Here is a 17,825-nt window from a genome sequence, read left to right on the forward strand (position 1 = left end):
AATAGCTTGCTTTTATAATTTTTATAAGTAAGTTTTATTACCCAATGAATGGCATGAACATCGGAATGACAACCACTGTTACAACACCAACTACTGTCACAGCGATACTCGCCATAGCCGCTTCTACTTCACCCATTTCAATCCCTACTGCAACCCCTAACGCATGTCCTGCTGTTCCAAGTGCTAACCCTTTAGCAATCGGGTGTTTCACTCTAAATGTTTTTAAGAATAAAGCTCCCAATGCGTATACGATAACTGCGTTAAAGATAACTGCAAACGATGTAATTGCTGGAATACCACCAATACTTTCAGATATTGGTAATGCAATTGCTGTTGTTGCTGCCTGTGGTAACATTGAATTCATTACAGATGTATCTAAGCCAATTGCTTTTGCGACAATGAACACGACAACCACTGAACAAATAGATCCAACCACGATAGCCGATAAAATTTGCCACCAATATTTTTTTAATTTATCAACTTGTTTATATAACGGAATTGCAAAGGCAATTGTTGCTGGCTCTAAGAAGAAACTAATCATTTTCCCACCAGTATTGTATTCCTCAAAAGTAAAGTTACCTACTTTTAAAAAGACGATCCCTAATACCATTGCTACAAATAGTGGTGTAAATAAGAAGAATCCTTTTGAGTGCTTGAATAAAAGTGTTCCGATTCCGTATGCAATTAATGAAACGACGATTCCGAAATATGGAGTCATTGTGCTTGTCATGTTCATTACCTCCTAACCATGTAATGGTCTAAAATAGTTACGCAACTTTCCCTTGCTTGCGTCCTTTATTTACTACTTTCAATTCTTTTGTATCTTTTGTTTCTTTGTCATCTTTACCTAAAATCAATTGTGCAAATAAACCTGTTACGGCAAGTAAAATAATTGTTGCGACAACGATTACAGTTATGATTTGTACAAAATATTGGCTCATTACACCAAGAGAGTTAATAACTGATATACCTGATGGGACGAAAAGAAATCCGATAATACCTGTTAAAGCTGTTCCGAGTGATTCAACTTGCTCCAATTTAATAACCTTTAAACATAATAGACTAAATAAAATGACTAACCCGATTACTGATGAAGGCATTGGAATTGGTAAATGTGTTGAGATAATATTAGAAACTAACATAATAGCTGAAAAAACGAATATTTGTGATAGAAAACCATATACTTTTTTTGTGCTCATTTTGGCCACCTCTTTCGATTTGGTACCTTTATTGTATAGGATATAAACAACTAAGTAAGCGTTTACATAACGGAATGTCAAATATATACAACCAGTTACAAAAATCATAGAGTGAAATACAAAAGCTGCTCCTTAAATGCGAAGCAGCTTTTTAAGTTCTTTTGCATATGTACGGCTAACTGGGACTTTAGACCCCTCTTTCATAATTAAGTTATAAGTCGAATTAAACCACGGCTGTATCTCAGAAATATGATTAATATTAGCAATGAAACTACGATGAACACGCATAAAAATTGTTTGCGATAATTTCTTTTCCAAAATCACAAGTGTATCATGTGTTACATATGTTTCTTTCATTGTTTTTACAGTTACTTTCCCATCTACAAGTCCTACGTAAATAATATCTTCAATATTAACAAGTACAATTGATTCCTCAATTGGTAGTGCTAATTTATGCATCTCGGTCGTTACATCTATACTCTTTGCATCTTGCTTTGTTTCTATTTTTGTTTGCTTTTGTTTCTTATATTTCTTTAATGTCTGTACGATACGCTCTTCATCAAATGGCTTTAAAATGTAATCTAACGCATCTACTTCAAAGGCTTGCAGTGCATATTGATCATATGCAGTTGCAAACACGATTGAAGGCGGATTTTTCATCTTCTTTAATATATTTGCGATCTCAAATCCGTTATCATCAGATAGTTGAATATCTAGAAAAACTATGTCTGGCTTGCTTTTCATTAATTCTTCTAAAGCATCCTCTACACAATCAGCCTCGCCAACTATCTCCACTTCTTTCGTTCGCTCTAATAAATATTTCAATTCATCCCGTGCTAACATTTCATCATCAACTACTAATACCTTTAACACTCGCTTTTTCCTCCCCTACTTTTTTCGGAATTATAAAGAGGATCTTTGTTCCTCGCTCCAATTCACTTTCAATTTGAAGCATTGTCTCTTTTCCAAATAACCCGATAAGCCGCTCATTAATATTATATAAAGCTGTTCCAGTTCCTTTCTTTGATGGAACTACCATTTTTCCTAATTGCTCTAGACGTTCGTTCTCAATTCCTTGCCCATTATCTTTCACTTCAAAGTGAACCATCCCCTCTTTTTCAAACACGTGTACCTCAACTTGGCATACTGATTGCTTTTTTGGAAAAGCATGGCGCAATGCATTTTCAACTAATAACTGAAGCACAAATGGTGGAACTAACGTTGTCTTTAATTCTTCTTCAATGTACATCTTTACTTCATACTTATTCGGAAATCTCGCTTGCTCTAACGATAAATATGCATGTACATGATTTAACTCTTGTTCTAATGGAATAAGTAATTGACGTGCCCCTTGCAAATTACAACGGAAATAGACGCTAAGCTGTAGCAATAATTTTCTCGCTTTCTCTACATCTGTTCGGCATAAAGCTGATACTGTATTAATCGCATTAAATAAAAAGTGCGGATTAATTTGTGCTTGCAGCGCCTTTATTTCAGCATCTTGTAATAACTTACTTTGTAACTCAGCTTCACCTAACTCAAGCTGTGTGGAAAATATTTTCGCCAGTCCTTCCGCTAATTCTTCTTCAACACGACTTAATTGATTAGGGGTTTTAAAATAAAGTTTTAATGTTCCTATCGTATTTCCATGTGAAGTTAATGGAATGACAACTGCCGCTTGCAATGGACACCCTTCATGTTGGCAATTAATAATCTCACGTGATTTCGCTTTCATTATTTTCCCTGTTTTTAATACTTCTTTTGATAAACCTGTGATTAAGCTGTGTGAAGGAATATGATGATCTGATGCTAATCCAACATGAGCTAAGATTTTCTCTGTATCTGTTAAGGATACCGCATCTGTTCCCGTAAAGCGGTGAATAATTTGTGCCACATGCTTGCAAGATTCTTCGGTTAACCCTTGGCGAAAATATGGCAACGTTTTATCAGCAATTCGTAATACTTTATGTGTTTGCAGAGCTTTTGCATTCTCTTCTTGACGCAAAATAGCCTGTATCATAGAAAGTAAAATAAAGCTTCCGAAACTATTTACAAGGATCATTGGGATCGCAATTGTTTTCACAATACTGATTCCATCCTCTACAATTAATAAAATCATAATCATTTCTAAAGAAACGATAAAAACACTTAAAGCCGCTGAAAATTTAGGGGTAATTGTACGATTATATTTTTTGAAAATGTATCCAATATAACCTGTTATAATTCCTGCTAAAATTGATGAAATTGCACAACTTGCCGCTGTCGTTCCGCCAAGCATATAACGATGAACGCCAGCAATAGACCCTACTCCAATTCCAACGATAGGCCCACCTAACAAGCCACTAATTCCAACCCCCATGATTCGTGTATTCGCAATCGTGCTAGATGAAGAAACACCTTGTAGCCAATTTTCATTCATAATAGTATTTCCTGCTATTTCAATCCCTGTGTAATTGCTTACAATTGTAAACACCGAAAAAATACAAATAAGCTTAAGCTTATCTACATATCCGTCCTGTTTATGAAGAAGGCGTCGGAACGTTTTAATATGAGAAAGTAAAAATCCTAAAATAACAATAAGTCCGACGCGTTCAATCATCATAAGTACTAAATTTAGCATCTGTGATTCATTCCTTTTTTATTTAGTTAGTGTTATTATCGGAAAATAACAATGGAATCGTCAAGAATAATGGGTATATTTTGAAGTCCCGTGTGATATTGGACGACAAAGAAGCATTGAACAACTCTAGTTCAATGCTTTTTCTTTATTTATGAAAGAAATTCGGTGTAAGAACATCATTCGGGTACGGTTTGTGGTAAATGTGAGTTGTAGCAGGTGATAGCGGCGGGATTAACCATACCCAATTTCCCGTAACAACTCGGCCACAAGCAGCTTCCTGCTTTTCAAACTGTTGAAATTGTTGTGCGGCAGTATGGTGATCTACAATACTAACTCCTTGTTTTTTAAAAGAATGTAACACCGCAATATTCAACTCAATCAGTGCCTTATCTTTCCATAACGTACTATTTCTCGAAGTATCTAAATTCATCATCTCTGCAACTGCCGGAAGTAAATTATAACGATCATGGTCCGCTAAGTTACGAGCACCAATCTCAGTTCCCATATACCACCCATTAAATGGAGCTGCTGTATAAGAAATACCACCAATCTCTAAACGCATATCTGAAATCATCGGTACTCCATACCATTTCACTCCTAAAGATGAAATTGGGTACTCTGGATGTTCAATTGGTACCTCTTTCACTTCTTTTTTCGGGATTTCTTTATATACAGGCTCTTTTCCATCAATAGAAAATACAAGTGGTAATACATCAAAATGTGTACCTTCGCCTTGCCAACCAAGCTCCTGACATAAATCAGTAAATGCAGCGGAGTGAGAATCACCAATTACCCTCATTTCCGTCTTATATCCTGCATATCGAATTAATTGATGATTATAAATCCGAATATTATTTTCTTCACCTTGATATTGCTTAAAAATTGTAATTGTCGGTTTAACTTTTCCATCATTCGTCGCATATTTAATATGATGAATTAATGCATTATATACACCTTCCTCATCATTTACTTCACGCGCATCTAATATGTGCATCTTATTCCAAAATAGTCTTCCGATACATCTATTACTATTGCGCCATGCCATTCGTGATCCATGAACAAGTTCTTCAAATGTATGCTCATACGTTCCGGTCTTTTCTATCTCTATTAAAATTTCTTTCATACGCTCTTCTATTAATTGCTCTTTATTAAGCTCTTTATAGCAAATCCTAATAAAATTACTTGCTTCCTCTATTAATTGTTTCGTTTTACTCATAAACAATCTCCTTCTATCTCAACAAGACACTACTACTTTACAGTATAAGCAAAAAGGATAAGAGTCACAAACGAAATCAAAAGTGTTACTTTTATCGTAATATTTTTCAGAAAATTATTAGAATTGTTGTTGACTTTCGGAATAAACAAGTGTATTTTTGACTTAGGTAAAATATTTTTACCAAGACCAACTTTTTGAGTGGAAAGGAGGTAATATCATGTCTTCATTTCAATTGCCTAATCTTTCATATGATTATGATGAACTAGAGCCATATATTGATGGTGACACATTAGCCATTCATCATGGCAAGCATCATGCGACATATGTAAACAATTTAAATGCTGCTTTGGGGGGCTATACCGAATTACATAATAAATCGTTAGAAGAGTTACTATGTAATTTAAACACCTTGCCAAAAGAGATTGCTACAGCCGTAAGAAATAACGGCGGTGGCCATTATTGTCATAGCCTTTTTTGGGAGGTGATGAGTCCGAAAGGTGGCGGCGATCCTAATGGGGACGTTTCAAAAGTAATTGATTATTATTTCAACACCTTTGACAACCTAAAAGATCAACTTTCTAAAGCTGCAATTAGTCGTTTTGGAAGCGGATATGGATGGCTTGTTCTTGATGGTGAAGAACTCGCTGTTATGAGTACGCCAAATCAAGACACACCTTTGCAAGAAGGAAAGATCCCATTACTCGTCATCGATGTATGGGAACATGCCTATTATTTAAAATATCAAAATCGGCGCCCAGAATTTATCACCAATTGGTGGAATACAGTTAATTGGGACCGAGTAAATGAAAAGTATTTGCAAGCAATTCAATCACAAAAAAATTAGTCATACGCATAAGGTAAATTTGGTAATGTTAAACTAGTATTGTCGAAATCCTCCAGAATCCCCCGGATTGCCACCGGGGGATTTATGATTACTTCAGTATATCTATATAATGCTGTAAAACATTTTTTATTTCTAATTTTAATTCTCGGAACGGAAATCCTAATTCGCGAGCCTTTCTATTATGTAACGTACAATTAGTCACCTCATTATAAGGTGCTATATTGTCTCCTGCTTCTTGAATAAGAGCTTTTGTCCCACTATGTTCTTCTATGAAACGAATAACTTCTCCCATAGAGATCACTCCGTTACTGCAAGCGTTAATTGGACCTTCTATGTTTTCCATTCCGCACCATGCTAAAAACTCTCCAGCTTCTTTTTCATGTATGAACGACAACTTTCCATCTAAATGATCCACAACAATAGACTCTTGTTTCACAACATTTTCAACGTAAAACTGTAATCTCTTCGTATAATCATTTTCTCCAATAACGACGGGAAAGCGTACCGCAACGACAGGGAATGTTGCCCGTTGAAATAACACTGCTTCTGCTAATCTCTTCCCCTCACTATAAGTGAAATCCCCTCTATCTCCATACGTAATCGAATATTCATACGGATTAAAATCTTCTTCTTGCAAGTTTAATGTAGGCTCATAGACCGCCATTGAGGATGTCATAACATATTTTTTCACCCTATCACGTAATACTTTACATATAATTTCCGCAGCATTCGAGCTATAGCATAAATTATCGTATACAACATCATAGCTTTTACCTTCTAAACGCTCTTCCAATAACTTTTCGTCTTCTCTATCTACTACAATTCTTTTTACCGTATCCCCAAAGGAATCTTCGGTAATTCCCCGCGTAGCAATCGTTACATTATGTCCAGCTTGCAAAAGCGCTTCTACTAATCGCTTACCAAAAAACCTTGTTCCTCCTAGAACCAGCACTTTTTTCATCTTCATCATCCCCATTTTAGAAATTGTAAAATACTACCTCTATTATAAATGCTACTATATAAAAAGCATGGAATCATTATAAAGATTCCATGCTTTCCTACATGCTATAAATTAACGCACTCGGTATTTAAAAATACAATAGCAAAAATATAAAATTGAAACTACCGATACATAGACAGATATTTCATATACTACTGACTCTCCCCATATTCCCATAAAATAAAAAAGAGAAGGGAGTGTAAGTGTTACCCATGATTGTACAAACGCTATTCTACCAAGATATTGATTAATATTTTTCTTTTGTACATTTAGTACAAAGAATAAATACCAAAGTAAAGCCCACATAAACCATGTTAGCGCATTAAGAACATCTTGAAATTGAACAAATGATACGACCATATAAAATAAAGCGATAATAACTACCCATAGGCAAAACCATCCTAATCCAGTACTACTCATCCCTGTAATAAAGGTAACCCCTACGTATAAATACGTTAAACCAAATAAAAAAGTAGCTGCATATGAATATACCGTCCAATTACTTTGATCAGAGATCATAATTAAATAAAACGGAATGATAATTTGTAATGCCCCCACAAATAAATTAAAAACACCTGCACTCTTCATCTCTGCTTTGCCTAGTATGACAAGGCTATTTAAAAATAAGGCTGCACCTGAAAGTAATAATCCTACATAACCCATATATACTCGTGTGAAAATCTTATATTTTCACACTGTAACCTCCCCACCATATAAAAAATCATATTATTTATTATCTTTCTTCTTACTCAAAACTACATACATAGTTTTTTACACAATAAGTCAGACTTCCTACCTTAAAAAGTAAAATAAAACTCCCTTTAATAACTGCTATACAGCAATATTATTTCTTGTTTAATCCTAGTCAGCTTTTCAGTATTTGAAAGTAACAGTATTCCCCTAATACCACGAATTAAAAGCGCTTTCAATAAGAAATAATCCTATCAAAAAGTTAATAGGATTATTTGATTATAAACGCACTCTAACAACAAGACAAGACCTGGGATGATTTTTAAATTATTCTCTTTTATTTCTATGAAAATTAATAGAATGCTTCATTTTTAGGAATGACGAAAATTACGCTCTTTTTAGCTATCGCCTTATGGCTTGTTTTTGCATTTGTCACTCCACTAGCCTTTTATTATAAAATCGTGATGCTATTTTTATTTTTAGCTTTAAATATTATTTGGATTCAGTCCATTTATTTAACAGCAGCTAAAAATTATCAGTCAATCGCTCTTGCATTCTTAATTGGTTCAATTTTTTCCCTATCTGGAATTGCGCTTATAGCTTACTGGCATCCAACACTTGGACTAGAGCATGGATCCGCCTTATTACTCTTAATTTCATTTACAATCGGGACATTTATTACATTAGTATGGTTAAGTATAGTCATTGTACGAATGTTTCCAAACAGTGATGCTACTGAACAGTTTACCTTTCTTTCTTATTTAGATAAATATCCAGAACCATTTTGGTCAAGCCTATTTTACAACATTGGCATTTGGGTATGTAACTTTGTTATTTGATTCGGAGAAGGACGAGGAAACATTGAGAATACATTTATTTATCATAAAGTTTATAATACTTCTGTTTTCTGGGCGTATTTAAGCATTATTCCGACCTATATTTTCTTCGTAGTATCCATTGAAACAAGATTTTATGAAAGATATAAAAGGTTCTTCGGTTCGGTGAACAATGGCGGGACATTAAATACAATTTTACAATTAAAAGATTCGATGAATTTTGTTCTTAAACAAGAAATAGAGCGCATACTTCGTAATCAAGGTATTTTTTCTTTACTTATTATTTTTATAATATGGATATTTAGTTCACAATCAGGAAAAATGACCCTTGAATACTCTATTCTGCAACTAACTATAATAGGTGCTTATGCAAATGGAATGGTCCTCGTTATTACGTTACTACTCTTATACTTTGAGGATCGTAAAGGTGCCTTCCGAACATCAGCTTTATTCTTTTTTGCAAACCTGTTATTAAGTATTCTTCTACTTCCATTTGGATTCAACGGCTACGGTATTAGTTTTGCAATTGGGTCTTCTATTACATTCTCATATGCTATTTATCGACTCTTTGCTTACATTAAAAATATTGATTACTACACATTTTGTCAGTCAAATGCTCCTATGAAACAACGAACTTTCTTTACTAAATTTGCTAATAAACTTAATGGAAAATAAATAAAAAAATGACCTTTTGCTCCTGCAAAAAGGTCATTTTTTTATCTGTATATCAAACTTCTAGATAGCCATTTTTGTTATTTGATTGCCATCTCCAAGAATCTGCACACATCTCTTCTAATCCACGTGTTGCTTCCCATCCTAGTTCACGCTTTGCTTTCGATGCATCGGCAAAGCATACTGCTACATCACCAGGACGACGCTCCGTAATTTTATAAGGAACTTTCTTCCCTGAAACCTTTTCAAATGCTTCAACCATTTCTAACACACTATAACCAGTACCTGTACCGAGATTATATGCATCTATCCCAGTAGTACCAAGTACTTTTTCGAGTGCCTTTACATGGCCATTTGCTAAGTCTACAACGTGAATATAATCACGGACGCCTGTACCATCCTTTGTTGGATAATCATTTCCAAATACACTTAATTCCTTTAGCTTACCTACAGCTACTTGTGTTACATATGGCATTAAATTATTGGGAATTCCATTTGGATCTTCTCCAATACGCCCACTCTCATGTGCACCAAATGGGTTGAAATAGCGAAGTAATGCGATACTCCATTCCGTATCAGCAAATGCTACATCACGCATAATTTGTTCAATCATTAATTTCGTTTGACCATATGGATTGGTTGCACTTAATGGAAACTCCTCCGTAATTGGTGATGTTTCTGGGATACCATATACCGTTGCAGATGAGCTGAAAATCATCTTCTTCACATTATGCTTCTGCATCACTTCACATAGCACCAATGTGCTTGTAATGTTGTTATGATAGTATGTTAATGGAATTGCTACTGATTCTCCTACGGCTTTAAAACCTGCAAAGTGAATAACAGCCTCAATTGTATTTTCTTCAAAAATTGTATCAAGTGCCTCACGATTTAAAATATCTTCTTTATAAAACTTAAATTGTTTTCCTGTTATTTCTTTCACTCGATTTATAGACTCTACTGAGCTATTCGAAAGGTTGTCTACTACTATAATTTCATAATCGTTATTTAGTAATTCCACGCATGTATGACTACCAATATATCCTGCTCCACCTGTTACAAGTATTGCCATAATTATAGTCCTCCATATTTCATTCATTATAAGCTTCCCAAAGTATATCACATATTTCTTACCATATGTTTATTATGCGAACACATAAAATTACATTTTATCCCATAATTATTTTGCATAATAAATGATTCCACTTGTGCAATCAAAAAAGCCACATAATAGAGGTAATGTGGCTTTTTTTCATTAAATTACGTAACAATATACACTTAGAAAATGGGCAAGACTACCTAGCAATACAAAAATATGAAAAATTTCGTGATGCCCCATATGTTTAAATTCTAACCATTTCGGCTTTGCACCATAAATAAACCCACCAATTGTATAAAAGATACCCCCAAGCACTAAGAACACGATACCCCCTGTGCTTAAATTCTCAGCTAACGGTGCAAAGAATAGAACAATTAACCAGCCCATCGTAATATAAATTGCTGTCGATAACCATCTCGGACAATTAAACCAAAACATTTTAAAAACAATACCGCAAATCGCAGTTGCATAAACTAAGCAAAATAATAGCAAGCCATTTGCGGAATGTAATGTAATTAAGCAAAAGGGTGCATATGTACCTGCAATTAGTATAAAAATCATCGAATGATCGAGCTTCCTAAAGAAATAAACAACACGTTCACTCGCTACAACACTATGATATACAGCTGACGCTGTATAAAGGACCATCATCCCGATACCAAACAAAATAATAGCTGTAATTGCAGCAAAAGATGGCATCTTAACAGAAACTTTCACAAGCATAGCTAATAATGCAATAAATGATAATACAGCCCCCCCTAAGTGGGTAAATGCATTAACCGGTTCTCTTACATAAGCATTCATATAAACACCCCTCATATAATTACATGTAGTTTCGATAACTACATGTAATTATATACATAATATTCATATAGGTCAACATTTACAATTCATTTGTTTCGTAATACCATATTTAAAGATATATCAAACATTAAGTTCCACCATGTTATAAAAGTGAGGGGTTCTACGTGGAAAATATAAATAAATTACTGGAAACATTACGTTTAGAAAAGAATATTAAACTTGAGGATATCCCAACTGTCGACTTATATGTAGACCAAGTTGTCCAACTATTTGAGAATACTTATGCAGATACAACGAGAACCGATGATGAAAAAGTATTAACAAAAACAATGATTAACAATTACGCAAAAGGAAAATTGTTCATCCCTATCAAAAATAAAAAGTATTCAAAAGAGCATATGATTTTGATCAGCTTAATTTATCAATTAAAAGGAGCCCTCTCCATTAACGACATAAAAAGTTCCTTAGAAAATATAAATGAACCTTTAATAAACGACGCTACATTCGAATTAGATACTCTATATAAAGATTATCTTGCTCTAACTGAAACCAATGTTGAAAACTTTAAACACGACGTAACTAACCGTGTTACGGAAGTAAACGAGGTTTCTTCCTTAGAAGATCCAAGGCTAGAAAAGTTTTTATTACTAACATCTTTCGTGACTATGAGTAATATGTATAGACGTTTAGCGGAGAAGCTTGTTGACGATTTAAAAGAATCTTAAACAAATAAATGGCCCCCTAAGGGTGCCATTTACTTCATTTATGCTTTGCTAAAAATTCTGTTATACGACGATATACATATATCTCATTTTCTTTCTTTGAAAATCCATGCCCTTCATCTTCAAGTACAATGTATTCTACATCGACTTCTTTTTCTTGCAATGCTTGAAAAATTTGATCCGATTCTGTCTTTACAACCCGAGGGTCATTTGCCCCCTGAACGATAAGAAGTGGCTTTTTCATTTGATTCAAATATGTGATTGGTGAATCTTTCATAAGCTTATCTTTATCTTTCTCAACATCACCAATAAAACTAACAGCAATTGGCTTCCATTCTTCTGGCATAGAGTCAATAAAGCTAAATAAACTACTAGGTCCAAAAAGATCAATGGCCGCCCGAAAATATTCTGAATGGCGCCCATAAAGTAATAGGGTCATATACCCACCATAACTTCCACCCATAACAAATAATTTATCTGCAGTTGAAATACCTTGTTCAAACAACCACTCTATTCCTGCTACACAATCTAAGCGTGGAGCCTCTCCCCAATCACCCTCGATCATTTTCGTAAATGTTGAACCATATCTCGTACTTCCTCTAAAGTTTGGTGCGAAAATATTATATCCTTGTCTTAATAAATATTGAAACAATGCAGTAAAGTCCTTTATCTCAGCCCATTGTGGACCACCATGGGGCCAAAATATTGTATATCCGTTTTGTACCTCTTCCTTCGCTCGAAATAATAATGCCTCTATATTTAATCCATCAAATGAAGAATATGTTATAACATCCGGTTCAACAAAAGAAGATTCATGTAGACCAATAACATAGTTTTTTGTCAACATCTCCCACTCTGTACTTTCATTTTCCTTATAATAAATGTTTGCTGTTTTCGTTGCACTTTCACCTAATAAATATAAATTTCCAGATTTAGAAATATCCATTTGTTTTATCGTATCCACTGGAGTATCTAATAGCATTAATTCCTTTGTACCCCATACAAATCTATATAACCTATCTTCAACACCTTTTGCTGTAACGATATAACCAGTTTTCGTTTCTTCATGCCATTTTATAGTGGATACTTCCTCATTCTCTATTTTACATATTGGTTTGAATTCCTGTTTATCCAAATCAAAAGAAGCCACATAAGAAAACTCTTCTTCATAATTTGTAACAAAAATCACCGTATTTTCATCGACATAGCAAATGGAAGTTATAATATGTTCTTTTTCGCTGGAGGGTACCATACAAATAAGTTCCTCTCCCTTTTTCACATATCCTACATTATATGTATTTCCATACGATTTTAAGACAATAAAGCTTGATTCATTTGGACTCACTGCACTTAAATATGTAGGTGTCTCTACGCCCGTACAAAGGAGAATATCTTCTTTTGTACGCAAATTATAACAACGAGAATTAAAGAATCTTGGGTTATCTTTACTCGTAACATAATATAATCGTTCTCCATCTTCTGTTAAATGTACATAATAATCCTTTTCTTTCTCTCCTGCTGGAATCAATTCAAGCAATTCTCCACCCTCTGGTTTTAATGCATAAATATGATAATTTTCATCACCATCTTTATCAAATCCAGCTAAAATAAATCGATTTAAAGGATCCACTTTCATAAAATTGCTTGATTGATTACAATATGTTAACGGATAAGGAGATAAATTTGGTAAATCCATCGCCCATAAATTAGAATGACCATTTAAATTTGTACTGAAAATTAATCTTTTTTCATCTTCACTCACTGTAAACTTGCCAATACGATACGATCTAAAAAATTGCTCAGCATCTGCTTTTGGAAATTGAATCATCCTTCTTCCCCCACTCTATTTCATCTAAAAATTCAGACTTGCATATATATAAAAGTTCTTCATTTTCCTATTTATCCCTTTTCCTTTTTGATTTACTTCCACCTTCCGGTTCTCTTATTAACATTTCAAAATGAACTTGTAATAAGTTATATGAAGAAGTTTCTCAGACACCCTCTTTTGTTTTTAAATTTCACGTGCAAGGTCAACGGTTCATCATTGGAGCGAATATGGATATCCAATTTCCCTAAAATCCCCTGCTATCCTTATGCTCGTTTATTTATATGTCCACTTCTTTCGAATGAAACAAAAAAACTATCCACCTATTAAAGTGGATAGTTTTTTGTTTACTTAATTGCTTCATGAACCTTTAATTGTTTCCCTTTAATCGTTGTATTTTTCATGACCTTTAATACAAGCGGTCCTTTTCCATTTAATATTTCAACGTAAGAAACATTGTCTTGTATTGTAATGATACCTATATCTTCAGCTGTAACACCTTTAATTTTAGCAATTGTACCGACGAAATCTACCGCCCTAATTTTCTTTTTCTTCCCGCCATTAAAGTACAGTTTCATAATCCCTTTATTTAGGTCTGCATTTTTATCTTTCTTTATAATTGGTTTAGCATGTATTTTCTCCTCAAATACACCTTTCCCTTTCATAACTTCTTCTTTTGAAGGTGCATGCGCCCTTTGAATTTCAAAGCCGATGTACTCCTCAATTTCTTCTAAAAATCTATTTTCATACGGTGTTATGAATGTAATAGCTTTTCCGTTCTTACCAGCTCGTCCCGTTCTTCCTGTACGATGTACATAACTTTCCTTTTCTAATGGGATATCATAATTAATAACATGTGTAATATTATCAATATCAATCCCTCTCGCAGCTACATCTGTTGCTACTAAATAACGGAACTTTCCTTTTCTAAAATCGTCCATAACTTCAAAACGATCTTCTTGTACCATACCGCCATGTATTTTGTCGCAAGGATAATTGACACGTTTTAATTGTCTAAATACGTGATCCACGTTTTCTTGTGTACGACAAAAAATAATACAACTATCTGGATTCTCAATCGTTGTTACATCTTTAAGAAGTGAAAGTTTCTCCTCTTCTCTTACCTCAAAAAGGGTATGCTCAATTTTGTCTGTTGTAATCCCAGCGGCCTTAATTTCAATATGAGTTGGCGAATCCATATATGTACGAGATAACTTTTCAACATCTTCTGGGAGTGTTGCTGAAAATAGCATTGTCATTCGTTTCGTAGGTAATTCGTCAATAATTGCCTCTACTTGATCGATAAAACCCATATTTAGCATTTCATCTGCTTCATCAATAACCAAGTACTTCAGGCGCTCTAAAGAAAGAGTACCCTTTTCAATATGATCCAACACACGGCCAGGAGTCCCAACTACAATATGTGTCTTTTGCTTTAATTCTAATTTTTGGCGTGCAAATGGAGATTTACCATAAACCGCGGCAGCCTTAATTCTTTTAAAGCGCCCTATATTCGTAATATCTTCTTTTACTTGCACTGCAAGTTCTCTCGTTGGTGTTAATACTAATGCTTGTGGCTTATTCTCTTCCCACTCCACCATTTCACAAAGTGGTATACCGAATGAAGCGGTTTTTCCACTTCCAGTCTGCGACTTCACAACAAGATCCTTCTTTTGCAAGGCAACTGGAATAACCTCTGCTTGCACTTCCGTTGGATGCTCATACCCTAAACCAGTAAGTGCTCTTACAATTTCTTTACTTAATGTATAATCTGCAAAGCTTTTTTTACTCATGTAATAACCTCATTTTTATTATGTATTTAATAATTATATTTTTTATATCCCACGTTCAATTATACTAAAATAATATATTAACCCAATTTTTATAGTTCATTAAAGTACCAACTTATTCTAAGTATAATTCTTTATATTTTTTTTTGAAACAACATAATAAAGGGCAGCCTTAATAATAAGTCTGCCCACCTAAACAATATATTTTTGTAGAAGAAATATCTTTACGGAACTAGTCTCTTTACAACCGGTATTCTTTGCAATACTAAAGTTATTACCATACTAAGGACAAGTGTAATAATTACATTGATAGGTATTGCCAATATTGCATGTACATGTGCATTCACCTTTGGAATGACTATGTATAGATAATTATTTAATAAGAAAAAGTGAAGAATATAAATTCCAAGACTTGCTTGGTTTATGCCACGCAATAAAAATGGTAATTGTCTGTCTGAATTTTGGAACGTATATCTGAAAAATACAAATAGTCCAATTGCCATAAGTACAACACCTGGAGCAAAATATTCATACCAATATTGATCCAGCTGTCCATTAGCTTTGACTGTATAATGGTATGTAATAAAGAATGTACCAATAAATCCTACAAGTCCCCCAATATAAGAAATGTTCCTCCATTTTTTCGTAATATCATAGTTCGATAAGTAATAACCAAGTAGAAAATATCCTACATAATTTGTAACGTAAAATAGTTCGATATTAAAGTTGATAGGATAATAATAATTTACTAGTTTGACTATAACAGATGCATATAGCCACAAAATTAAAAAATATTCTATCTCTCGCTTCTTAGCATTTTTCACAAATACTTTCAGTAAAGGTGTGATTAAATATATTCCTACAATCATGTATAGGAACCACAGATGTAACCCGATACTATTTGTTAAAAAGTACTTTATCCCTTGCTTTAAAGAAGCAGGAAAATATCCTACGCACGCCCCGTATATGTAAAATATGGAACTCCAACCTATAAAAGGTATGATCACTTTACTTGCACGTTTCTTTAAAAATTCCCCAATAGAAATATCCTTTGTTCCCTTTAATAATAAGGCTCCACTAATCATTACAAAAATTGGAACACTAGCACGCGAAAGTGAATCGTAAAAATTACCAGCCAACCAACGCGACACGTTATTTGAATCTAATATAGAAACATAACCAGCAGCAACGTGAATTGTAACGACCGCAATTGTCGCTACTACACGTAGCCAATCCATATATACTAAACGCCCCATAAAATCTCCCCTAAATCAATATATTTATCTGTTATTTGCCATATATAATTCTACATTAAATCATTACATATTAAAATACATTATAACCATATAAATCCAATAACTATTAAATAAACTTTAATCTTTCAAATTAAATATTAAAACCTTTGACTTATTACTAAAAATACTGTAAATTATCATTTGGACGAACATTTTTAAATAAACTAAGTGAAATATTCGTATTTTAGGGGTGTAAATGATGGAAAACGTATTTGATTATGAAGACATTCAATTAATTCCTGCAAAATGCATTGTAAATAGCCGATCTGAATGTGATACAACTGTCACTTTAGGAAAACATAAATTTAAATTACCTGTCGTACCTGCAAATATGCAAACGATTATTGATGAAAGAATCGCAACTTATTTAGCTGAAAATAATTACTTCTACATTATGCATCGTTTCCAACCAGAGAAACGAATCTCATTCATTAGAGATATGCAATCACGTGGATTAATTGCTTCAATCAGCGTTGGTGTTAAAGAAGACGAGTATGAATTCGTACAACAATTAGCTGCTGAGCAACTTTCCCCTGAATACATTACAATCGATATCGCGCACGGCCATTCTAATGCTGTGATCAACATGATTCAACATATTAAAAAGCATTTACCAGAAAGCTTCGTTATCGCTGGAAACGTTGGAACTCCAGAGGCGGTAAGAGAATTAGAAAACGCTGGTGCTGACGCGACAAAAGTTGGCATTGGACCTGGTAAAGTTTGTATTACCAAAATTAAAACAGGCTTTGGAACTGGTGGTTGGCAGCTAGCTGCACTTCGCTGGTGTGCAAAAGCTGCAAGTAAGCCAATCATTGCTGACGGCGGTATTCGTACGCATGGCGACGTAGCTAAATCTATTCGATTTGGGGCGACTATGGTTATGATCGGTTCTCTATTCGCTGGTCATGAAGAGTCTCCAGGGGAAACAGTTGAAAGGGATGGAAAACTTTATAAAGAGTACTTCGGCTCAGCTTCTGAATTCCAAAAAGGTGAGAAGAAAAACGTTGAAGGTAAGAAAATGTTCGTTGAGCATAAAGGTTCTTTAGAAGACACTTTAATCGAAATGGAACAAGATCTTCAATCTTCTATCTCTTATGCTGGTGGAACAAAATTAGACTCAATTCGTACTGTAGATTATGTTGTCGTGAAAAACTCTATTTTCAACGGTGACAAAGTATATTAATTCTTAAATTTAACTCGAAGGACAAGCATT

General features: G+C 34.1%; 15 protein-coding genes and 1 pseudogene. 4 read left to right on the forward strand and 12 right to left on the reverse strand.

The features are described from left to right. Positions 1-37 precede the first annotated feature (37 nt). The 5 genes from lrgB to MR109_RS07695 form a co-directional block, all read right to left on the reverse strand. Positions 38-730, reverse strand: a complete 693-nt coding sequence (gene lrgB, locus MR109_RS07675) for an antiholin-like protein LrgB (RefSeq protein ID WP_002174468.1) — start codon at positions 728-730, stop codon at positions 38-40. Between the two features lie 37 nt (positions 731-767). Continuing rightward, on the reverse strand, positions 768-1,199 hold the full coding sequence (gene lrgA, locus MR109_RS07680) for an antiholin-like murein hydrolase modulator LrgA (RefSeq protein WP_002174469.1): 432 nt from the start codon (positions 1,197-1,199) through the stop codon (positions 768-770). Positions 1,200-1,331: 132 nt separating this feature from the next. Next, positions 1,332-2,072 (reverse strand): LytR/AlgR family response regulator transcription factor, encoded by a 741-nt coding sequence (locus MR109_RS07685; protein WP_242271601.1) that lies wholly within the window; start codon positions 2,070-2,072, stop codon positions 1,332-1,334. After that, positions 2,050-3,819, reverse strand: coding sequence for a two-component system sensor histidine kinase LytS (gene lytS, locus MR109_RS07690; protein ID WP_242271603.1), 1,770 nt, complete (start codon positions 3,817-3,819; stop codon positions 2,050-2,052). Before lytS ends, MR109_RS07685 begins: the two co-directional genes overlap by 23 nt. A gap of 145 nt (positions 3,820-3,964) precedes the next feature. Beyond that, positions 3,965-5,035 carry a nitric oxide synthase oxygenase gene (locus MR109_RS07695; RefSeq protein ID WP_242271605.1) on the reverse strand — a complete coding sequence of 357 codons (1,071 nt, stop codon included), beginning with the start codon at positions 5,033-5,035 and terminating at the stop codon, positions 3,965-3,967. Between the two features lie 217 nt (positions 5,036-5,252). Here MR109_RS07695 and sodA point away from each other — a divergent pair, with 217 nt between their 5' ends. Continuing rightward, the gene (gene sodA, locus MR109_RS07700; RefSeq protein WP_242271607.1) at positions 5,253-5,879 is read left to right on the forward strand and encodes a superoxide dismutase; all 627 of its coding nucleotides are present in this window, start codon (positions 5,253-5,255) and stop codon (positions 5,877-5,879) included. Between the two features lie 88 nt (positions 5,880-5,967). Here sodA and MR109_RS07705 read toward each other — a convergent pair whose 3' ends face one another. Beyond that, positions 5,968-6,846 carry an NAD-dependent epimerase/dehydratase family protein gene (locus MR109_RS07705; RefSeq protein ID WP_048375020.1) on the reverse strand — a complete coding sequence of 293 codons (879 nt, stop codon included), beginning with the start codon at positions 6,844-6,846 and terminating at the stop codon, positions 5,968-5,970. Between the two features lie 105 nt (positions 6,847-6,951). Then, positions 6,952-7,542: an AmiS/UreI family transporter gene (locus tag MR109_RS07710; RefSeq protein ID WP_178940845.1), complete on the reverse strand. Its 591-nt coding sequence runs from the start codon at positions 7,540-7,542 to the stop codon at positions 6,952-6,954. Between the two features lie 404 nt (positions 7,543-7,946). Here MR109_RS07710 and pelG point away from each other — a divergent pair. Beyond that, positions 7,947-9,080: pseudogene (gene pelG, locus MR109_RS07715) on the forward strand (exopolysaccharide Pel transporter PelG). Between the two features lie 52 nt (positions 9,081-9,132). Here pelG and galE read toward each other — a convergent pair. Both galE and trhA read right to left on the reverse strand, forming a co-directional pair. Continuing rightward, a complete protein-coding gene (gene galE, locus MR109_RS07720; RefSeq protein WP_242271609.1) occupies positions 9,133-10,149 on the reverse strand; it encodes a UDP-glucose 4-epimerase GalE in 1,017 nt (338 codons plus the stop codon). Positions 10,150-10,332: 183 nt separating this feature from the next. Continuing rightward, positions 10,333-10,980 (reverse strand): PAQR family membrane homeostasis protein TrhA, encoded by a 648-nt coding sequence (gene trhA / locus MR109_RS07725; protein WP_178940843.1) that lies wholly within the window; start codon positions 10,978-10,980, stop codon positions 10,333-10,335. 164 nt (positions 10,981-11,144) lie between these two features. On the opposite strand from trhA, the gene MR109_RS07730 reads away from it, so the two are divergent. After that, positions 11,145-11,705 (forward strand): DUF1836 domain-containing protein, encoded by a 561-nt coding sequence (locus tag MR109_RS07730; RefSeq protein ID WP_242271612.1) that lies wholly within the window; start codon positions 11,145-11,147, stop codon positions 11,703-11,705. 34 nt (positions 11,706-11,739) lie between these two features. Here MR109_RS07730 and MR109_RS07735 read toward each other — a convergent pair whose 3' ends face one another. From MR109_RS07735 to MR109_RS07745, 3 genes are all read right to left on the reverse strand, one after another. Then, the gene (locus tag MR109_RS07735; RefSeq protein ID WP_242271614.1) at positions 11,740-13,530 is read right to left on the reverse strand and encodes a S9 family peptidase; all 1,791 of its coding nucleotides are present in this window, start codon (positions 13,528-13,530) and stop codon (positions 11,740-11,742) included. Positions 13,531-13,874: 344 nt separating this feature from the next. Beyond that, positions 13,875-15,320, reverse strand: a complete 1,446-nt coding sequence (locus MR109_RS07740) for a DEAD/DEAH box helicase (protein ID WP_242271616.1) — start codon at positions 15,318-15,320, stop codon at positions 13,875-13,877. A 221-nt stretch (positions 15,321-15,541) separates the two neighbouring features. Continuing rightward, positions 15,542-16,573, reverse strand: coding sequence for an acyltransferase (locus tag MR109_RS07745; protein ID WP_242271618.1), 1,032 nt, complete (start codon positions 16,571-16,573; stop codon positions 15,542-15,544). 238 nt (positions 16,574-16,811) lie between these two features. On the opposite strand from MR109_RS07745, the gene guaC reads away from it, so the two are divergent. Further along, the gene (guaC, locus tag MR109_RS07750) at positions 16,812-17,795 is read left to right on the forward strand and encodes a GMP reductase (protein WP_048375030.1); all 984 of its coding nucleotides are present in this window, start codon (positions 16,812-16,814) and stop codon (positions 17,793-17,795) included. Positions 17,796-17,825 lie beyond the last annotated feature (30 nt).

It is taken from the genome of Bacillus cereus group sp. BfR-BA-01310 (assembly GCF_022664325.1).
Classification (GTDB): domain Bacteria; phylum Bacillota; class Bacilli; order Bacillales; family Bacillaceae_G; genus Bacillus_A; species Bacillus_A paramycoides.

Bases quoted from the DNA above. Each gene is read 5' to 3' on its own strand.
- lrgB (WP_002174468.1), bottom strand. From the start codon at position 730: ATGACAAGCACAATGACTCCATATTTCGGAATCGTCGTTTCATTAATT.
- lrgA (WP_002174469.1), bottom strand. From the start codon at position 1,199: ATGAGCACAAAAAAAGTATATGGTTTTCTATCACAAATATTCGTTTTT.
- lytS (WP_242271603.1), bottom strand. From the start codon at position 3,819: ATGCTAAATTTAGTACTTATGATGATTGAACGCGTCGGACTTATTGTT.
- MR109_RS07695 (WP_242271605.1), bottom strand. From the start codon at position 5,035: ATGAGTAAAACGAAACAATTAATAGAGGAAGCAAGTAATTTTATTAGG.
- sodA (WP_242271607.1), top strand. From the start codon at position 5,253: ATGTCTTCATTTCAATTGCCTAATCTTTCATATGATTATGATGAACTA.
- MR109_RS07705 (WP_048375020.1), bottom strand. From the start codon at position 6,846: ATGAAGATGAAAAAAGTGCTGGTTCTAGGAGGAACAAGGTTTTTTGGT.
- MR109_RS07710 (WP_178940845.1), bottom strand. From the start codon at position 7,542: ATGGGTTATGTAGGATTATTACTTTCAGGTGCAGCCTTATTTTTAAAT.
- galE (WP_242271609.1), bottom strand. From the start codon at position 10,149: ATGGCAATACTTGTAACAGGTGGAGCAGGATATATTGGTAGTCATACA.
- trhA (WP_178940843.1), bottom strand. From the start codon at position 10,980: ATGAATGCTTATGTAAGAGAACCGGTTAATGCATTTACCCACTTAGGG.
- MR109_RS07735 (WP_242271614.1), bottom strand. From the start codon at position 13,530: ATGATTCAATTTCCAAAAGCAGATGCTGAGCAATTTTTTAGATCGTAT.
- MR109_RS07740 (WP_242271616.1), bottom strand. From the start codon at position 15,320: ATGAGTAAAAAAAGCTTTGCAGATTATACATTAAGTAAAGAAATTGTA.
- MR109_RS07745 (WP_242271618.1), bottom strand. From the start codon at position 16,573: ATGGGGCGTTTAGTATATATGGATTGGCTACGTGTAGTAGCGACAATT.
- guaC (WP_048375030.1), top strand. From the start codon at position 16,812: ATGGAAAACGTATTTGATTATGAAGACATTCAATTAATTCCTGCAAAA.